At 67.2% G+C, this 17,668-nt stretch carries 19 protein-coding genes; 5 read left to right on the top strand and 14 right to left on the bottom strand.

Going from position 1 to position 17,668, the window contains the following annotated elements; all coding sequences use genetic code 11:
- The 10 genes from G3N92_RS10960 to G3N92_RS10915 all read right to left on the bottom strand — a co-directional run bounded on the left by G3N92_RS10960 (position 1) and on the right by G3N92_RS10915 (position 8,504).
- Positions 1-1,665: an ATP-binding cassette domain-containing protein gene (locus G3N92_RS10960; protein WP_206127490.1), complete on the bottom strand. Its 1,665-nt coding sequence runs from the start codon at positions 1,663-1,665 to the stop codon at positions 1-3.
- A gap of 98 nt (positions 1,666-1,763) precedes the next feature.
- Positions 1,764-2,162, bottom strand: a complete 399-nt coding sequence (locus tag G3N92_RS10955) for a DUF3331 domain-containing protein (RefSeq protein ID WP_206127502.1) — start codon at positions 2,160-2,162, stop codon at positions 1,764-1,766.
- A gap of 62 nt (positions 2,163-2,224) precedes the next feature.
- Positions 2,225-2,509 (bottom strand): DUF3331 domain-containing protein, encoded by a 285-nt coding sequence (locus G3N92_RS10950; protein WP_206127489.1) that lies wholly within the window; start codon positions 2,507-2,509, stop codon positions 2,225-2,227.
- Between the two features lie 5 nt (positions 2,510-2,514).
- Positions 2,515-2,925, bottom strand: coding sequence for a DoxX family protein (locus G3N92_RS10945; RefSeq protein ID WP_206127488.1), 411 nt, complete (start codon positions 2,923-2,925; stop codon positions 2,515-2,517).
- Positions 2,922-3,218: a DUF1427 family protein gene (locus G3N92_RS10940; protein ID WP_206127487.1), complete on the bottom strand. Its 297-nt coding sequence runs from the start codon at positions 3,216-3,218 to the stop codon at positions 2,922-2,924. The genes G3N92_RS10945 and G3N92_RS10940 overlap by 4 nt, the downstream gene beginning before the upstream one ends.
- A gap of 117 nt (positions 3,219-3,335) precedes the next feature.
- Entirely contained in the window at positions 3,336-3,998 is a 663-nt protein-coding gene (locus G3N92_RS10935) for an isochorismatase family protein (RefSeq protein ID WP_206127486.1), read from the bottom strand.
- Positions 3,999-4,225: 227 nt separating this feature from the next.
- A complete protein-coding gene (locus tag G3N92_RS10930) occupies positions 4,226-5,140 on the bottom strand; it encodes a LysR family transcriptional regulator (protein ID WP_206127485.1) in 915 nt (304 codons plus the stop codon).
- 408 nt (positions 5,141-5,548) lie between these two features.
- Positions 5,549-5,998 carry a type II 3-dehydroquinate dehydratase gene (gene aroQ, locus G3N92_RS10925; protein WP_206127484.1) on the bottom strand — a complete coding sequence of 150 codons (450 nt, stop codon included), beginning with the start codon at positions 5,996-5,998 and terminating at the stop codon, positions 5,549-5,551.
- 23 nt (positions 5,999-6,021) lie between these two features.
- Positions 6,022-7,074: a Gfo/Idh/MocA family oxidoreductase gene (locus G3N92_RS10920; RefSeq protein ID WP_206127483.1), complete on the bottom strand. Its 1,053-nt coding sequence runs from the start codon at positions 7,072-7,074 to the stop codon at positions 6,022-6,024.
- Positions 7,075-7,100: 26 nt separating this feature from the next.
- The gene (locus tag G3N92_RS10915; protein ID WP_206127482.1) at positions 7,101-8,504 is read right to left on the bottom strand and encodes an MFS transporter; all 1,404 of its coding nucleotides are present in this window, start codon (positions 8,502-8,504) and stop codon (positions 7,101-7,103) included.
- A gap of 118 nt (positions 8,505-8,622) precedes the next feature.
- On the opposite strand from G3N92_RS10915, the gene G3N92_RS10910 reads away from it, so the two are divergent.
- From G3N92_RS10910 to G3N92_RS10900, 3 genes are all read left to right on the top strand, one after another.
- Positions 8,623-9,546 carry a LysR substrate-binding domain-containing protein gene (locus G3N92_RS10910; RefSeq protein WP_339385886.1) on the top strand — a complete coding sequence of 308 codons (924 nt, stop codon included), beginning with the start codon at positions 8,623-8,625 and terminating at the stop codon, positions 9,544-9,546.
- A gap of 172 nt (positions 9,547-9,718) precedes the next feature.
- Positions 9,719-10,159, top strand: coding sequence for a VOC family protein (locus G3N92_RS10905; protein WP_206127480.1), 441 nt, complete (start codon positions 9,719-9,721; stop codon positions 10,157-10,159).
- Positions 10,160-10,194: 35 nt separating this feature from the next.
- The gene (locus tag G3N92_RS10900; protein WP_206127479.1) at positions 10,195-11,199 is read left to right on the top strand and encodes a homoserine dehydrogenase; all 1,005 of its coding nucleotides are present in this window, start codon (positions 10,195-10,197) and stop codon (positions 11,197-11,199) included.
- Positions 11,200-11,270: 71 nt separating this feature from the next.
- On the opposite strand, the gene G3N92_RS10895 is transcribed toward G3N92_RS10900, so the two are convergent.
- The 3 genes from G3N92_RS10895 to G3N92_RS10885 form a co-directional block, all read right to left on the bottom strand.
- Entirely contained in the window at positions 11,271-12,386 is a 1,116-nt protein-coding gene (locus G3N92_RS10895; protein ID WP_206127478.1) for an aromatic ring-hydroxylating dioxygenase subunit alpha, read from the bottom strand.
- Between the two features lie 331 nt (positions 12,387-12,717).
- Complete coding sequence (locus G3N92_RS10890) at positions 12,718-14,067, bottom strand: MFS transporter (protein ID WP_206127477.1); 1,350 nt, start codon at positions 14,065-14,067, stop codon at positions 12,718-12,720.
- A gap of 87 nt (positions 14,068-14,154) precedes the next feature.
- Positions 14,155-15,096, bottom strand: a complete 942-nt coding sequence (locus tag G3N92_RS10885; protein WP_206127476.1) for a 2-hydroxyacid dehydrogenase — start codon at positions 15,094-15,096, stop codon at positions 14,155-14,157.
- A gap of 141 nt (positions 15,097-15,237) precedes the next feature.
- Here G3N92_RS10885 and G3N92_RS10880 point away from each other — a divergent pair, with 141 nt between their 5' ends.
- Together G3N92_RS10880 and G3N92_RS10875 are read left to right on the top strand one after the other, a co-directional pair.
- A complete protein-coding gene (locus G3N92_RS10880) occupies positions 15,238-16,137 on the top strand; it encodes a LysR family transcriptional regulator (protein ID WP_206127475.1) in 900 nt (299 codons plus the stop codon).
- 338 nt (positions 16,138-16,475) lie between these two features.
- Positions 16,476-16,763, top strand: coding sequence for a hypothetical protein (locus tag G3N92_RS10875; protein ID WP_206127474.1), 288 nt, complete (start codon positions 16,476-16,478; stop codon positions 16,761-16,763).
- Between the two features lie 93 nt (positions 16,764-16,856).
- Here G3N92_RS10875 and G3N92_RS10870 read toward each other — a convergent pair whose 3' ends face one another.
- Positions 16,857-17,639 carry a PLP-dependent aminotransferase family protein gene (locus G3N92_RS10870; RefSeq protein ID WP_241014719.1) on the bottom strand — a complete coding sequence of 261 codons (783 nt, stop codon included), beginning with the start codon at positions 17,637-17,639 and terminating at the stop codon, positions 16,857-16,859.
- Positions 17,640-17,668: the final 29 nt, after the last annotated feature.

Below are 17,668 nucleotides of genomic sequence, written 5' to 3'. Positions count from 1 at the left end.
TTACTTCGCGGCGGCTTCCTCGCGGATGCGGCGGGCTTCGTCGCGCAGGAACTGCTGGTAGTCGTCCAGATCGCCGTCGAACGGCTCGACGCCGCCCTTGGTCACGAGCCAGAACTCGTCGCACACCGCGCGCAGCAGCGAGCGGTCGTGACTGACCAGCATCACGGTGCCTTCGAATTCGTTGAGCGCCATGCCCAGCGCCTCGCGCGTGGCGAGATCCAGGTGGTTGGTCGGCTCGTCGAGCAGCAGCAGGTTGGGGCGCTGCCACACGATCATGCACAGCACGAGCCGCGCCTTTTCGCCGCCGCTCATCGTGCCGACCGCCTGATGCACCATGTCGCCGCTGAAATTGAAACTGCCGAGGAACGTGCGCAGCGATTGCTCCGTGCCGCTCTGGCCCGGCGCGCGCATGTGCGGCGGCGTGTCCTTGGCGAGGCGGATCATGTGTTCGATCGGCGTGTCGAGCGGGCGCAGCACGTCGAGTTCTTGCTGGGCGAAGTAGCCGATGTTCAGGCCCTTGCCTTCGCTGATCTCGCCGGTGATCGGCGCCAGCGCGTGCGCGACCGTTTTCACCAGCGTCGATTTGCCCTGCCCGTTGGCGCCGAGAATGCCGATGCGCTGCCCGGCCAGCACGGAACGGTTGATGCCGCGCACGATGACGGTGGGCGGCGTGCCCGGCGCGGCGTCTTCCGCTGCGGGGTAGCCGAAGCTCGCGTCGAGCATCGACAGCAGCGGGTTCGGCACGTTGAGCGGCTCCTTGAACTCGAAGCTGAACTCCGCGTCGGCCAGCACCGGCGCGATCTTCTCCATGCGTTCGAGCGCCTTGACCCGGCTCTGCGCCTGCTTCGCCTTCGAGGCCTTGGCCTTGAACCGGTCGATGAATTTCTGCAGGTGGGCGATCTTGTCCGCCTGCTTGGCCATCGCGGCCTGCTGCAGCTCGAGCTGTTCGGCGCGCATATCCTCGAACTTGCTGTAGTTGCCGCCGTAGCGCACGAGCTTCGCGTTGTCGACGTGCACCGTCACCTGCGTCACGGCATCGAGGAATTCGCGGTCGTGGCTGATCACCACCATCGTGCCCTGATAGCGCTTGAGCCACGCTTCCAGCCAGACCAGCGCGTCGAGATCCAAGTGGTTGGTCGGTTCGTCGAGCAGCAGCAGATCGGACGGGCACATCAGCGCGCGCGCCAGTTGCAGCCGCATGCGCCAGCCGCCGGAGAAGCTGTTGACCGGCTGGTCGAGCTGCGCGTCGCTGAAGCCGAGGCCGAGAATCAGGGCCTGGGCGCGCGAGGGCGCATCGTGTGCGCCCGCGTCGTGCAGCGCCATGTAGGCTTCCGCCATGCGCATGCCGTCGTCGCTGGCTTCCGCGGCGTCCACTTCCGCCTGCGCGGCCAGCAGGATGGTGTCGCCCTCGATCACGAAGTCGGTCGCGCTCTGCTCCGTCTCGGGCATGTCCTGCGCGACCTGGCCCATCTTCCACGCGGCGGGAATCGAGAACTCGCCGCTGTCCTCGTGCAGCGTGCCGTTCAGCAGGCCGAAAAAGGACGACTTGCCGGCGCCGTTGCGGCCGACGAGACCGATTTTTTCGCCTGGCGCGAAGGTGACGGAGGCGCGATCGAGTACGACATTGATGCCGCGGCGCAGGGTGACATTACGGACGGTGATCATGGGGGGCAACTTCGGAGAGGACTCGCATCATAGCCGACTGGCGGGGGAGCCGGCCCGATGCGGGCAGTTTCGTCCGGCGAATCGATCCCGACGAGGCGTCACCGGCTGGGTTGGGCGAGGCGAATCGCCCGGGCGAGAATCATTTCCCTGGCATTGATCAGCCTTGGCCGGCGCTCTTCGGGCTTGTAGATCACGTCGTCCTCCGCAATCCTGGCGCCGCTCAGCGCACACCGCCCGGATATGTGCGCCGTCGCCGAGATCCAGCGCTGATGCCCGTATCGACAGCAGGTGGCGTCGTGCCAGGCGACGAGAATCTCGCCGTCGCCCAGGCGCTCGAGCACCTCGATGTGCGCGTGCCGCGATGCCTGGCCGGCGCGAAGGGATTTCGGATTGCCGACCATCGCATTTCCGTTCAATTGCGCCACGATTTTCCGCCAAGCCGAAACCGCTTCGGTATCCCCGGATTCATCGCCGCCCTGCATCTGCTTTTCCGTCATCACGATTTTTTTCCGTCCCGTCGCCGCCGGGTGTCTTTGCCCATCGTTTTTCTCGCTGCGTATCAGGTCGGCGTTTCGGCGCAGGCCGATATCGCGCGCAGCGAGATCATGCTCGCTTCCCGTGTCCGCATGGTTTGATCGGGCGGCCCATACACCTGTTCTCCCGTGTAAATCGGCATGCCGGAGAGCATGCAGTAGCCGGCGCGAGCCGCGACGACCCGGCGCCACCGCTGCTCGCATGAAATTCGCCGCCCGTCCTCGATCTGGCGGATCAGCAGGTAATCGCGCCCCGCATCGATGACGACGACCCGGCTGCGTCCGCGCGGCTTGCGAAGCGTCCTTTCCATGAGTCTTACCCGTGGCCGCCGGCCGCCAGAATCGATACGAGCATGCAGCCGCCGATCAATCCGACATGTTCGAAAAAGGCATTGCGATCGTTGAATCGGCGCGACGGATCGCGATCGCGCCAGAACGGATACGCCAGTAGCGCCGCAATGCAGGTGAAGACAGCCAGGCCGCCGGCCGCGAGCCAGGTATACCGGCCGACGATGATGGCCAGCGAACCCCCGAGCTCGAGCACGATCGTGCAAGCCAGAACGAATCGAGCCGGGCGCACCCCCAGTTCCTCGGTTTCGGCCAGCGCGGCCTTGATATTCGAGAGCTTGGACAATCCGCTTGTCCAGTAAGGCAACGTCAATGCGGTTCGCGCGAGTACGCCGAACCACGGCCATGCAAGCAGGGAAGTGATGAAGTGGGGCGTCATAAGGATGATCCGTGATTGCGTTCGGAATCTGGCGCGCGTTCGCCGGAATCGGCATGCATGCGAGCAGCCGGCGTTTCGCGATATTTCGGTGTGCCAACGCTCAGGGGCGTTTCCGGTTTGCCATGCATGCGCTGAAGTACAGCCAGGACGCCGGGCATGGCGGCTTCACCAGCCAGGATGCCCAGCAAGCCGAGCAGCGCTATCGCCGGGGGCGCGGGCGAGCGTACGCCGAGCAATGAGTAGATCAGTCCCACCAGGACGCCGGCGCACAGCGAGAGAAGGTAAGGTTTCAAATGAATGTCCAGCGGTGTTCGCGGTGAAGCGATGGGGGCCGACGCGCCCCTGCCGATGTCGCATCGATGCCGAACCGGCCGGAGAGGCAGGCCTTCCGGCCGGTTCGGAAAGCAGCGTCAAGCGTTTGCGCCGTCCTGTGCGCCGAACATCGTCTTCACGTACTTGATGCCGATGCCGAATGCGCCGCCGAATCGCATGGCGACGCCGGTCGTGACGTCGTACGTTTCGGCCCGCGCCCAGTCGCGTTGCAGTTCGAGCAGATAGGTCAGGGCCGTGATCGGCCGTGCGCCGGCCTGAATCATGCGTTCCACCGCGCGCTCGTGCGCCTCGGCGGAGCAGTCGCCGCACGCGTCGGTCACCACGTACACCTCGAAGCCTTGTTCGAGGGCCGACAGCACCGGGCCATTGCAGCAGACGGACGTCAGCAGGCCCGCGACCACCAGCCGTTGCTTGCCCAGCGAATTGACGCGGGCGATGAAATTCTCGTCTTCCCAGGCATTGGAGGTCGTGCGGTCGATCACGTCCGCGTCGGGGAACGCTTCCAGGATTTCGTCGAACAACGGGCCCGCAAACGTTTCCCTGGAAATCGTCGAAATGATCGTCGGAACCTTGAAGCCGCGCGCCGCATGCGCCAGCGCACCTGCGTGAGCGCGCAACGACGTGATGTCGATCGACTTCGTGTTGAAAGCCATCTGCGATTGGTGATCGATCAGCATCAGCGCATGATCAGTAGGGCTAAGCAATGATCGGGCCGGTTTCGCGATCGCTGCGATGCTCATGGAATGTTCCTCTTGAAGTTCGGATGCGCCATGCGAATGATTCGCACGGCGGGCGCTGATAGCGGTGACCGGAATCGATCACCCAGCGCCGGAAGCGATTCTAATTGAGTCATCCGATGTCCGGACATGCATGTTTTCGCAACCATTTCCGCAAAAATGCAGAGAAGAAAACGCGCGTCGACAGGCATGACGCCACTTGATTCACGAGGGTATTGCGAGCGATGCCGTTATTTCGCGCCGCGTCCTTCGATCAGATCGAGGTGCTTCAGCAAGGCCTTCGAGCAGTGTTTCAGGAACGCGTATACACGTCCCGATCTGCGGATGTCCGGATGGGTGAGCACCCATAGCTCGTCGAAAACCGAAGCCTCGACCGGGCTGACCCGCATGATTCCCGGAACCCGATCGGCGTGCATGCAGGGGAGCAGGCCGATACCGATGCCGGAACCGATCGCGGCGGCGACGCCTGCGACGGAATCGCTTCGATAGACGATCCGGTCGCGTGGTACGTGCGCGTTCACGTAGTCGAACGCTCGAAGCCCGGCGAGACTTTTTCCATAAGACACCCATTGACGCTGGTGCAGAAATTCCATGCTCGGGAACGGGCCTGGCTGCTCGGTGCGTTGCGCGTAGATGGCCCATGCAATCGTCGCCAGCTTGCGGCCGAACAGATTGTCCGGCGCCTTGCGCGTGGCGCGAAACGCAATGTCCGAATCGCCGCGCGCCAGATTGAGCGCCTTGTTGCCGACGATCACCTCGATCCGAATGCCGGGGTTCATTTTCAGGAAATCCGCGATGACGTCGGTGAGAAAGTCCACCAGCAGCGCATCGCTGGTCGTGACGCGAAGATCGCCCTTGTAGCTCTGCTGGTTGCCGGCCACCCGCCGAACCACGCCCACGACGTCTTTTTCGACGCGCTCGCAGAGGGACATCAGGTCGGCGCCGGCTGCAGTGGGCTGGTAGCCGACCCGGCGGCGATCGAACAGCGCGACCTTGAGATTCTTTTCGATGGTGGCCAGCCGGCGCGAGATCGTGGAGTGATTGAGCTGGAGTGCGGCGGCGGCTCCGGTCAGTCCGCCGTGGTCGCCGATCGCCTTGACGATGCGAAGGTCGTCCCACGAAGGAAGCTCAGAGGTATTGGGCATGATATGTCTTGAAACGAGTGGTGAGCGCCGAGCGCAAGATTCGTCGCGGCGCATCCCGGTATCGTCGTCTGACGCGCCTGGGCGGGCATGGCGGACGGCCCCGATGCAGGCGGGCGAATCGTTGCGATGGCGGTTGCATCGAGGCTGGCGGCGTGGCCTGGCAATGGGCCGCGCGCGGGCCGTGTGGGCGCGTCGAGCGCTGGATGGGATCTCGAAGCGTGACTGCTCCGGATCGATCGATGACCGCCCCGGCGAGAGGCCAGGGCGGCCTGGCAGCGATTGTCGACGATCCGGGGAGGATTGTCGAACGGCCGAGGTTGGCCGGTCGCAGCCGAGGCGAAGCGGGCGTACGTCATGCGCAATCCCCGCCGCCGCCGCCGCGATGCCGATGCAGCGGCCGGTGCGTCGTCAAGCGCCTTTCGCCTCGCGCACCGCCCCCACCGCCGCCCGCAGCGCCAGCAGATAACTGTCGACCCCAAACCCGCAAATCTGCCCCTTCACCACCTCCGCAAACACCGAGTGATGCCGGAACGCCTCGCGTGCATGGATGTTGGACATGTGCACCTCGACCACCGGCACGGTCAGGATGGCCAGCGCGTCGCGAATGCCGTAGCTGTAGTGCGTCCACGCCCCGGCGTTGATCAGCACGGCATCGGCGCCATCGGAGAACGCCTGGTGAATCCGCTCGCACATCTCGCCTTCGTGATTGGTCTGGAAGCTGTCGATCTCCGCGCCCAACTCGCGGCCGAGCGCTTTCAGCCGGTCGTCGATCTCGGCCAGCGTGATCGTCCCGTACTGAACGGGATCGCGCTTGCCGAACATGTTGTGGTTGATGCCGTGAAGCATGACGATATTCATATGGATTCCTTCGGGTTGGCGTGTCAGTCGCGCGGCAGTTCGACGACGGTGGCCGAGGCCGCGGCCGCGACGATCGCCTCGGTCACGCGCAGGTTCTTCAGGCCGTCGCGCGCCGACACGCGCGGCGCCGCTTCGCGGCGCGCCACCGCGCCGAAATGCGCCATCTGGTGCTTGATCGGATCGTCGCGCACCATGCCCACCGTGCCGGCCTCGAACGGCTTCCACCACGAGCGGTCCTCGTGCCGAGCATAGGTTTTCAGGCGCATGGTCGGAATCGACAGGCTGCCGTTGGTGCCCGCCACGACGTAGCAATCCTCGTCCGCGTAGGTCGGATACGCCTTGTTTTCCTGCGAGGTCTGCTCCCAGCTTTTCGGGCTGGCCGCGGTGTCGGACAGCATGAAGGTGCCGAGCGCGCCGCTGTCGAATCGCAGGTTGATCGCGACGGTGTCTTCCACCGGAAGGCCGCGCGTGGCGTGCGACTTGAACGCCTGCACCGCGACGATGTCGCCGCACAGCATGCGAAGGTTGTGCACCTCGTGAATCATGTTCAGCAGGATCGGCCCCGCGCCGATCTCGCCGCGCCACGGCGCATCGACGAAGTAGTGATCCGGCTTCACGAACATCGCGGAACCGGTGACGGCGACGAGGCGGCCGAGCACGCCCGATTCGACCACCTGCCGGGCCTTCTCCATGATCGGGCTGTGCGCGCGATGGTGGCCGATCAGGATCGGCACGCCCGCATCCTCGCCCGCTCGCGCCAGCGCCTCCGCTTCGGCCACGGTCGGGGCGATCGGCTTCTCGAGCAGCATCGGCACGCCGGCTTCGAGCGACGTCATGGCGTGCGCGACGTGGAGCTGATTCGGCGTCGCGAGCACGATGCCGTCCGGCCTGTCTTTCGCGAACAGCGCTTCCAGCGTCGCGTACAGCGGCACGTTGTTCCTTTCGGCGAGCGCCCGCGCGGCGGGCGACGGGTCGACGATGGCCGACAGCGCGCAGGTGTCGCTGCCGATGATCGCGCCGATATGCGCCTGGCCGATGTAGCCGGCGCCGGCCACGGCGATTCGGGTCTTGCTCATGCTCTGTCTCTCCTCGATGGTTGCGCTCAGGCGCGCGATTGCTCGAGCGCCTGCTGGCGCATCTCCTGGTATTCGGGTTTGCCGACCGGCTGTGCGTCGTGCCTGCCGAGATCGTTCAGCGGAACCCGGTAGGTTTCGCGCGCGCTCCAGGCGGCCAACGCGGCCACCAGGGCGATCGCGAGCGTGATGCCGCCGATCATCATCGGAATGCCCGTCGCGCCCGGCGGGGCCACGGCCGCGAAGAGCGCGGGCAGCAGCGCGGTGATCGCGGTGCCGATGTTCTGCGCGATCGCCACGGCGGTGACGCGGGTGCGCGTCGGGAACAGCTCCGGGTACAGGCTCGGAAAGATCGCGTTGTAGCCTTGATAGACCACCCCCCACATCAGCAGCGACACGCCGATGGCCAGCGGAACGCTCTTGATGCTGATCGCGTACAGGTAGAGAAACGACAGCAATCCTGAGGAAATCGCGCCGCCGATGACGAGCGGCCGCCGCCCGATCCGGTCGGACAGGTTGCCGGCGAACGGAATGACGATCACCGCCACGATGTTGCCCAGCACCGGGATCCACAGAAAGATGTCCTTCGCGAAGCCGATGCCGTAGCCGGGCTGGACCGCATAGGCCGCGCCGAACACCGTGGTCACCACCGGGATGACGTTCATCAGCGCGATCCCGACCACGCGCAGCATGTCGGCGCGGCAATACTTGAACGCTTCGGCGATCGGCGCGCGCGGCGCGGCGCTTTGCGCGCCTTCCTCCTGGAACGCCGGCGTTTCCTCGACCTTGCGCCGGATGACGTAGCCGGCGACGATCACCAGGAAGCTCATCAGGAACGGAATGCGCCAGCCCCACGTGTTGAATTCCTCCGCCGGCATGTAGTGCGCGAGCGGCAGGAACACCGCGGCGGCCAGGATCTGCCCGCCCTGCACGCCTTGCAGCGTGAAGCTCGCGTAGTAGCCGCGGCGGCCGAACGGCGCGTGCTCGAGGATCATCGAGGCCGCCCCGGAAATTTCCCCGGCGACGGCAAACCCTTGAATCAGCCGCATCATCACGAGCAGCGCGGGCGCCAGCATGCCGACCTGGCTGAACGTCGGCAGCAGCCCGACGCCCATGGTCGAGAAGCCCATCAGGAACATGCAGGTGAGCAGCACCTTCTTGCGCCCGTGCGTATCGCCCAGGTGCCCGAGGACGAATGCGCCGATCGGGCGGGCGACGTAGCCCACGCCATAGGTGGCCAGCGACGCCACGATGGCGGCGGTGGGGTTGCCTTTCGGAAAGAAGATCTGCGGGAAGATCAGCGACGCGGCCGTCGCGTAGATGAAGAAGTCGTAGTACTCGAGCGCCGAACCGATCCAGCCGCTCGCCACCGCCCTGCGCGTTTGCCGGGTCGGATGCGCATCGCCGGGCGCATGACTCGCGTGTTGTTTCATAACCTTGTCTCCATGTTTGTCCACCGCGTACTTGACGCGCGGTTTCGTCAGGAGTGGAGATTAAAGTTAACGGGTGCCGCTACAATGCATGCATCCTTCACTTCACTCCTTCCAAATCGTGAACAATGATTGGGACCTCGTCGATCTCCGCGTGTTCTGCCAGGTGGCCCGGCGTTCGAGCTTCGTTGCGGCCGCCACGGAACTGGGGATTTCCCCGGCCTATGTCAGCAAGCGGGTGGCGGATCTGGAGAAATCGCTCGGCGTCACGCTGTTTCATCGCACCACGCGCCGGGTGCGCATCAGCGACGCGGGCGAGGAGGTGTATGCCTGGGCGCGCAAGGTACTGGAAGCGGCGGACGGGCTGAACGACAGCGTGTCGCGCAGCGACGCCCATCTGTCGGGCCAGTTGCGCATCAGTTCGAGCCTGCGCCTCGGGCGCAACCATCTCACGCCGATTCTTGCGGAGCTGCATCGCGCGTATCCCGAGCTCGAGATCTGGCTGGAACTGATGGACCGGCGCGTCGATTTGCTGGCCGAGGGATTCGACATCGACGTGCGGATGGGCGAGGTGTCCGAGCCGCATCTGGTCACGCACCTGGTGGTCGAGAACGCGCGGGTGCTGTGCGCGTCGCCCGACTATCTGGCGCGCCGCGGCGCACCCAAGACCGTGGCCGAACTCGCGAGCCACGATTGCCTGCTGTATCGCGAGCGCCATCAGACGTTCGGCACCTGGCGGCTGCAAGGGCCGCAGGGTTTCGAGTCGGTCAAGGTCACCGGCCCGATGGGTTCCAATCACAGCGACATCGTGGGCAACTGGGCGCTCGCCGGGCACGGCATCATTCTGCTCGCCGGCTGGGACGTGGCGCATGCGTTGAAGTCCGGGCGGCTCCAGCGCGTGCTGCCGGAATATCGGCAGGAGGCGAACGTCTGGGCGGTCACGGCCGCCAAGCTGCAAACGTCGCCGAGGCTGCGGGCCTGCACGCAGTTCATCATCAAGCGCCTGCGGAAGGGGCCGTATGCGCTCGATACGTCGATCGGTTGATGGGGGCCGCGCGGGCCCGGTCGGGCAAGCCGCCGATCAATCGAAAATTTCGATCGTTCAACAAAAATAAATATCGTTTTCCATCGATCCCATGAATCTTTAACATCATCGTCATGGTTCGCCGCCCAACCAACAGCGAACCTCAACCACCCCACACACCGGAGCCTCGACGATGACCACCGCCCACACCCCCGCGCCCCTGCTGCCGTTCCATATCGCCTTCCCCGTTCACAGCCTCGAAGCCGCCCGCGCGTTCTACGGCGATCTGCTCGGCTGCCCGGAAGGCCGCAGCTCGGCCGAGTGGGTCGATTTCAATTTGTTCGGTCACCAGATCGTCGCGCACCTCGCGCCGGAAGAAGCGGGCATCGCGCCGACCAACGCGGTGGACGGGCACGGCGTGCCGGTTCGCCATTTCGGCGCGCTGTTGACGCTCGAGCAATGGCACGTGCTGGCCGACAAGCTGCGCGCCGCGGGCACGAAGTTCATCATCGAGCCGTATATCCGCTTCAAGGGCGAGCCGGGCGAACAGGCCACGATGTTCTTCCTCGATCCGTCGGGCAACGCGCTCGAATTCAAGGCGTTCGCCGATCTCGGCAAGCTGTTCGCGAAGTAAGCGGCGCGCACGCCGCCGATCCGACAGGAGCCGTCATGTCACGTTGCGATGTCGTTATTTCCGGGTTCGGCCAGATCGGCCGGGCCGTCGCCGGGCTGCTCGACGCGCGCCGCGCGCGCTATCGCGAGCGCTACGGCGTGGACGTGCGGCTCACGGGCATCAGCCGCTCGCGCGGCGGGCGCGTGGATCGCGAGGGCCTGCGCGATGCGCTCGATGCCGATGCGCCGCTCGATGCGGCGCTGACCGGCGCGGCGTTCGTGGCGGCCGCGCGGCCGCAGGTGCTGATCGAGGCCGGCCCGACCGACTACCGCACCGGCGGCGCGGGCTACGGCTATTTGCGAGCGGCGCTGGCGTCGGGCGCGCACGGCATCGCGATCTCGAAGGGCGCGCTGGTGTTCGATTACCCAGGCCTGCGCGCGCTGGCCGATGCGCACGGCGCGCGCCTGAAGATCAGCGGCGCGACCTCGGCCGCGCTGCCGACGATCGATCTGATCGAACTGAACGCGGCCGGCTGCGAGGTGAGCGTGATGGAAGGCATCTTCACGGCCACCACGAACTACGTACTCGACCGCATGATGTCGGGCGTCGCGTTCGCCGACGCGGTGGCCGAGGCGCAACGCGCGGGCATGGCGGAGCCGGATCCGCGCTTCGATCTCGACGGCTCGGACACGGCCTGCAAGATCTGCATCCTCGCCAACGCGGGCTTCGGCGCGCGGCTCGCGCTCGATGCGATCGCGCGCGACGGCATCGAACGCATCGCGCCGGACGATCTCTCGCGCTGGCGCGCCGAGGGCCGGGTGCCGAAGCTGGTGGGCCGCATCGAACGGCAGGGCGACACCGTGAGCGCCTCGGTGCAGTTGCGCACCTATGCCGGCGATCATCCGTTCGCGCAGGTGGGTGCGGGCATGAAGGCGGTGCGGATCGAAACGGATGCGATGGGCGAACTGCTCGCGATCGGCCGCACGAGCCCGCTGGCCACGGCCGCCGCGGCGCTGAAGGATTTCGAGCATCTGCTGATGCAGGGGCTCGCCGGGCGCTAGCGCTTTTTCAGGCATCCGGAATGAAAAAAGCAGGCGCGAAGCCTGCTTTTTCACGACCGCCGCGCGGCGGATCAGGCCGCCGGCCCGATCTCGCGGATCGGGATCACGGTGCGCCCGCCGTTGATGCGCAGCGTGTCGCGCAGGTCGTTGATGACGGGGAACACCTCGTTGTTCCAGTCGGCGCCCTGCATGTCGTGCGCTTCCTGCTCGCGTTCGACGATCCAGCGGTCTTCCTTGAAGATCCGCTCGGTGAACCACACCAGCAGCGGCCACGCGAGATCGAGCGCGAACGGCACCGACGGCTTGCGGATCGACAGCATGCCGAACGTGCGGTTGGTGCGCTGCTGCGCGTCGAGCGGCACGTAGACGATCCACAGATCCATTACCAGCGTGCCTTCGCTCGAGAGGATCTTCAGCGTTTGATACGGGTATTCGGTGCGGATCGTCATGACGCTCTTGTCGCTCTGATCCTGCGGCTTCTTGCTGGCGCCGAACACGAGCGCCTCGCCGATCGGCTGCTTGCCCTCGGCGCGCGAGAACGTGTAATCGACTTCCACCCAGCCGTCGCCGCGGCGGCGGCCGAGCGAACGCGCCTTCATCTGGCCCATCTCGCGGCGGTGCAGGAACTGATGGTTCATGTCCATCAGGTTCTCGTGCATGAACGAGTAGTGGCACTTGACCTTGCGGCCGAAGCGGCGCGTCTTGTACTTCGGATCGGACACGGTGGGCAGCGCGGGCACCGGCTTTTCGGCGGCCAGCGCCGGATCGCCGGTGAACACGAAGATCAGGCCCTGCACTTCCTGGCACGGATAGGAACGCACGCCGTTCGGCAGGCGCTCCTTGCCGAGGTAGGGGACGTCGACGCACTTGCCGCTGCAATCGTAGGTCCAGCCGTGATAGCCGCAGCGCAGCGCGTCGCCGTCCACCACGCCGGCATGCAGCGGCACCTGGCGGTGCGCGCAGCGATCCTCGAGCGCAAAAACCGTTCCCGATTCGCCGCGGAACAGCACGATCGGCTCGCCGGCGAAATGCACGCCGAGCGTCTTGCCGCGCTTGAGTTCGCGCGACCAGGCGAGGGGATACCAGAAGTCGGGGTGAATCGGCACGCGGCGCAGATCGCGCACGGGCTGCGTGACGGTGGAATCGGTGGCTTCGGGGTTCGTGTTCGGCAGGGGCACGGCGTGCATGCGGGATTGTCTCCTGGCGTTGCGGGCGCATGGAACCATCGCGGCGGAACGCGAAGGGGGATCGGTGGGAGTGTAAGCGAAACTGGCCTGCCGAAGTCGGACCGTGTGAAGCAAAGATGACAAGCCGCACGCCGGAAAACGGCAGGAAGGCGGCGGATCGGGCCGCGAGGCAGCCGTGGCGGAGGCGCGCGCCGGCGGCGATGCGTCGGGGGGGGGGCCGACGGCCGGTGCGGATTTTGGCGGCGATGGTTGCCGGGGCAACGGATGACGATCGGCCGTCCCGAGCGGGGGCGGCGCGTGCCGGCGCGCGGCAGCCGGCACGCGCGCCGCGTCAGGCGGGCAGCTCGACGCGCCGCAGCTTGCCGGCCAGCAGCCCGTAGGCGAGGATCGCGACGATCCCGTGCGCGCCGACGAACCACAGCGCGCGGTCGAACGAGCCGGTGGTGGCCACCACGAAGCCGATCACGAGCGGCGTGACGATGCCGGCCGTGTTGCCGATGCCGTTGAAGATGCCGCCGCTCAGGCCGGTCATGTCGCGCGGCGCGACGTCGGCCAGCACGGCCCAGCCGATCGCGCCGAGGCCCTTGCCGAAGAACGCGAGCGACACCAGCACCACCACCATCGTGTCCGATTCGGCCCACGGCGCGAGCATCAGCGAGGACGCGAGCGCCATGCCGATCATGAACGGCGTCTTGCGCGCCACCGAGGTGGAGCAGCCGCGCCGGATCAGGAAATCCGACAGCAGCCCGCCGAGCACGCCGCCGCTGAAGCCGCAGATCGCCGGCAGCGCCGCCACGAAGCCCACGGTCATGATGTTCATGCCGCGCGCCTTGACGAGGTAGATCGGAAACCAGGTGATGAAGAAGTAGGTCAGCGCGGTGATGCAGTACTGGCCGATGTAGACGGCCCACAGCGTGCGGCTCGTGAACAGCGCGCCGATCTCGCGGCGCGTGAAGCGGCGCCGGGTGCCGGCCTTGGTGCTGTCGAGGCCCACCAGCGCGCCGTTGGCGGCGATGTGGTCGAACTCGGCGCGGCTCATGCGCGGGTGCGAGCCGGGGTCGCGCAGCACGGCGAACCACAGCACGGCCATCGCCAGGCCGAGCGCGCCCATGAAGAAGAACACGTGATGCCAGCCGAACTTGTGCGTGAGCCAGGCCATCAGCGGCGTGAAGATCACCACGGCCAGATACTGCGCCGAGTTGAACAGCGCGCTGGCGGTGCCGCGCTCGTTGGTCGGGAACCAGGTCGCCACGATCCGAGCGTTGCCGGGGAAGGCCGGCGATTCGACGAGGCCGAGCATGAAGCGCATCACGAACAGCGCGGCCGTGGCGCTGGCCGCGGTGCCGAACAGTGAGACGGTGCCCTGCGAGATCGTGAACAGCGACCACAGCACGATGCTCGCGCCATACACGCGGCGCGCGCCGAAGCGGTCGAGCAGCCAGCCGCCCGGAATCTGCCCGATCGCATAGGCCCAGCCGAACGCCGAGAACACGATGCCGAGCGCGCTCGGCGAGAGGCCGAGATCCTTCGAGACGAAGGTGCCCGCGATCGAGAGCGTCGCGCGGTCGGCGTAGTTGAGGACCGTGACGCTGAAGATCAGCGCCAGGATCCAGTAGCGGAAATGGCCGATGCGCTCGCTGGCGGCCGCGGCCTTCGACGTCGTCATGTCGATGCTTTTCATGTGTCTCCTCCCTGATCTGGCGGGATGGTTCTGGTTGTCCGAACGGCCCTCGCCGGGGCCGTTTCAGCGGGTTGGCGCGTCAGCGCGTCACGGCGTGACGCTCGTGTCGGGCCGGCGGCCCGCGAAGCTGGCGGCGAGGCTGTCGAGCACGATCGCGCCCATCGCCTCGCGCGTTTGCACCGTCGCGCTGGCGCGGTGCGGCTGCAGCACGACGTTCGGCATGCCGAACAGTTCGGCCGGCGCGTTCGGCTCGTCCACGAACACGTCGAGCCCGGCGCCCGCGATGCGGCCGTCGGCCAGCGCGCGCACCAGGTCCGCCTCGTTGACGAGCTTGCCGCGCGCCACGTTGATCAGGTAGCCGTCCGGGCCGAGCGCGTCGAGCACGCGCGCATCGACGATCCCTTCCGCGTTGTCGGCCGAGGCGGCCAGCACCAGCGCGTCGCTGTCTGCGGCCAGTTGCGCGAGATCGGTCACGAAGCGGTACGGCACGTCGCTCAGTTCGCGCAGGTCGGTGTAGGCGATCGGGCAGCCGAACGCGGCGGCGCGCGCGGCGATCGCGCGGCCCACGCGGCCCAGCCCGACGATGCCCACCCGCATGCCGCTGAACTTGCGCGCGAGCGGCAGCGCCGGCGCCTTGCCCCACTGGCCGTCGCGCACGTGGCGGTCGCCGATGCAGAGGCCGCGGCAGGCCGACAGCAGCAGGCCGAGCGCGAGGTCGGCCACGTCGTCGGTCAGCACGCCGGGCGTGGTCGAGACGTGCAGGCCGCGCCGGCGGGCGTAGTCGAGATCGACGGCGTCGGTGCCGATGCCGTTGATCGCGACGATCTTCAGGTTCGGCAACTGGTCCATTGTCGCGTTGTCGATGCCCGAGGCACCGCCCGTGACGACGCCGTGGATCCGTGCGCCGATCTCGCGCAGGTAACCGGCCTTGTCCGCGTGCGCGTAGTAGCGGTGCAGCGTGTAGCGCTCGGCCAGTTGGCGGTCGAGCGAGGGCAGGACGGGGTTGATCAGCAGGATGTCGAACGGCATGGCAGGTGGTGTCTCGAACGTCTTGAAATGGTGAATCGGCGGCGCGCCGGCAGGCGGATGGCGGCCCGGTGCGAACGAGTATAGGCAGGCGATCGATCAAGGTCTAAGCTATATTCCGCATCGATCAATACAAAAATTGGAATGAACGTCGAACTCAATCATCTGCGTTGTTTCGTGGCCGTGGCCGAGGAATTGCACTTCGGCCGGGCCGCCGCGCGGCTGTTCATGACGCAGCCGCCGCTGAGCCGGCAGATCCAGTTGCTGGAGGAATCGCTCGGGCTGCTGCTGTTCGAGCGCAACAGCCGCAGCGTGAAGCTGACCGCGGCCGGGCGCGGCTATTACGACGATGCGCTGCGGATCCTGCGCCTGACCGATCAGGCCGCCGACGCGGCCCGCCGGGTGGCGCGCGGCGACGAGGGCCAGGTCACGGTGGGGTTCACGGCCGTGGCCGGCTACCGGCTCGTGCCCGAGCTGCTGGCGGCGGCGCGCGTGCAGTTGCCGGGCATCCGGCTGGTGCTCAAGGAGATGGTGTCGGTGGTGCAGATCGACGCGCTGAAGGCGCGCGCGATCGACATCGGCATCCTGCGCGCGCCGTCGGCCGATCCGGAGATCGCCACGGCGCGGCTCGCGCGCGAGCCGCTGATGGTGGTGCTGCCGGCCGCGCATCCGCTCGCGCGCCGCAAGACGATCGCCGCCGCCGATCTGTCGGGCCAGCCGTTCGTCATGTATTCGGCCGACGGCGGCAAGTATTTCCACGATCGCGTGCTGGCGTTGCTGACCGAGGCGGGCGTGTATGTGGATGTGGCGCAGCAGCTCGATCAGACGCACACCGTGCTGACGCTGGTGCGCGCGGGCATCGGCGTGTCGATCGTGCCGGCCTCGGCCCGCGAGCTGGGCATGCGCGACGTGACGTTCCGGCCGCTGTGGGCGCGCGACGCGGTGGCCGATCTCGATCTGGGCTGGCGGGTGGAGCGCGACAGCCCGGCGGTGGAGCGGTTCCGGGCGTTCGCGATGGGGCAGCGGGCGGGGGAGGCTGGGTGAGGGGGATGCAGGGTTCGACGTGGCGCTGCAAGGCGGCTTGGGCAGGCACGCCGCGCCAGCCGCCTTGGCGTTGCATTCACCCCATCCCCCGGTATTTTTAAGTTTCGCTTAAGCGTTCTCCCCGACCATCTGCGCGCGTCATTTCCGACCTCCGTGCCGATGAGCGATAACGACAGGAGAATCCCGATGCGACGCGAAGCGGCGTTCATGGTTTGTGCGATGACGCTGGCAAAGCCCGAACGGCGATGCGAGCTTCGCGATGCAGACGAGTGGCAAGCGGTGCGTCGCCCGCCACGGCGCGCCAGATGCAAGCGCAAATGCCGGCACGGATGACGGACATGGCGACGTTGCAGGCCCGCGCGATGCGGGCTTTGCAGCAGGCGGCGTTCGGCGGCATGCCGGCCTTGGCCGGCATGCCTCTTGACGCGAGGTTCGGCGTGCCGCCGATCGTGCCGATGCAGGCGCCGCGCCCGGTGCCGTATCGGGTGCCGGCGGCCCCGCCCGCCGTCATGCATGCCCCCGCTCCCGTTCCTATGCCGGCGCCTCCGAGCGCGGATCCGCACCAGCGCGGCGTCGACATCCGACGCCCGCCCGGCCGTCTACCCACCCGGCCGCACGACACATGACAAACGGGCCGGTGGAAGCGCGTCCACCGGCCCGTTTCGTTTCACCGCGTCACGGCCGGGCGACTTCACGGCCCCGAACCGGCCGTTCCCGTCTCAGACGATCATCCCCCGCCCGCTCGACACGTCGCTCGCCAGCAGCAGCGACAGCCGCCGCAGCGCCGCATGCAACTGCGTGCGATCGGGCGTGGCGCCGAGCGAGACGCGAATCGCGTTCGGCGCGCTCGCGCCCAGGTGGAACGCCGTGGACGGCGCCACCGCCAGCCCTTCGGCCCCGGCCGCCGCGGCCAGCTCGCCGGGCGCCCAGTAGCTCGGCAGCGGATACCAGAGATGAATGCCGGCCTCGCAGCCGCCCGTGGTGCCGAGCATCTGCGCGGCGGCGCGCAGCCGCTCGCGCGCCTCGGCGCGCACACCGTCGAGCACCTGCGCGGCCGAGCCGTCGTTGATCCATTGCGTGACCAGCGCGTTGGTCAGCGGCGGCGACATCAGCGAAAACGCGCGCAGCGCGGTCAGGAACGCATCGCGCAGCGCCTCGTCGGGCAGCGCCACGAACGCGGTGCGCAGCCCTGGCGACAAGCACTTCGACAGCGTCGACACGTACACGGCCTGGGCCGGCGCGATCCGCGCGAGCGGCGGCGGCGCGTCGGGCGCGAACAGCCAGTACGGATCGTCCTCGACGATGCGCACGCCGTGCCGCTGCGCCACGCTCAGCAGTTCCTGCCGGCGCGCGAATGGCAGCGTTGCGCCGGTCGGGTTCTGCAGCGTCGGGTTCAGGTAGACGAGCCGGACGGGGCCGCCCTGCGGCTCGCGGCAGGCGGCGAGCGGCGTGGAGGGGAAGAGGGTTTGTGGCCGTGGAGATCTCGGTGGTGGCCGGCGCATTTCAATAAAAACTCCTGGCACGCTTGACT

Source organism: Burkholderia sp. Ac-20379, from assembly GCF_017104645.1.
In the GTDB taxonomy this organism is placed as follows: domain Bacteria; phylum Pseudomonadota; class Gammaproteobacteria; order Burkholderiales; family Burkholderiaceae; genus Burkholderia.
Note: the sequence above shows the minus strand (reverse complement) of the source record. Positions and strands in the feature narration are given on the sequence as shown.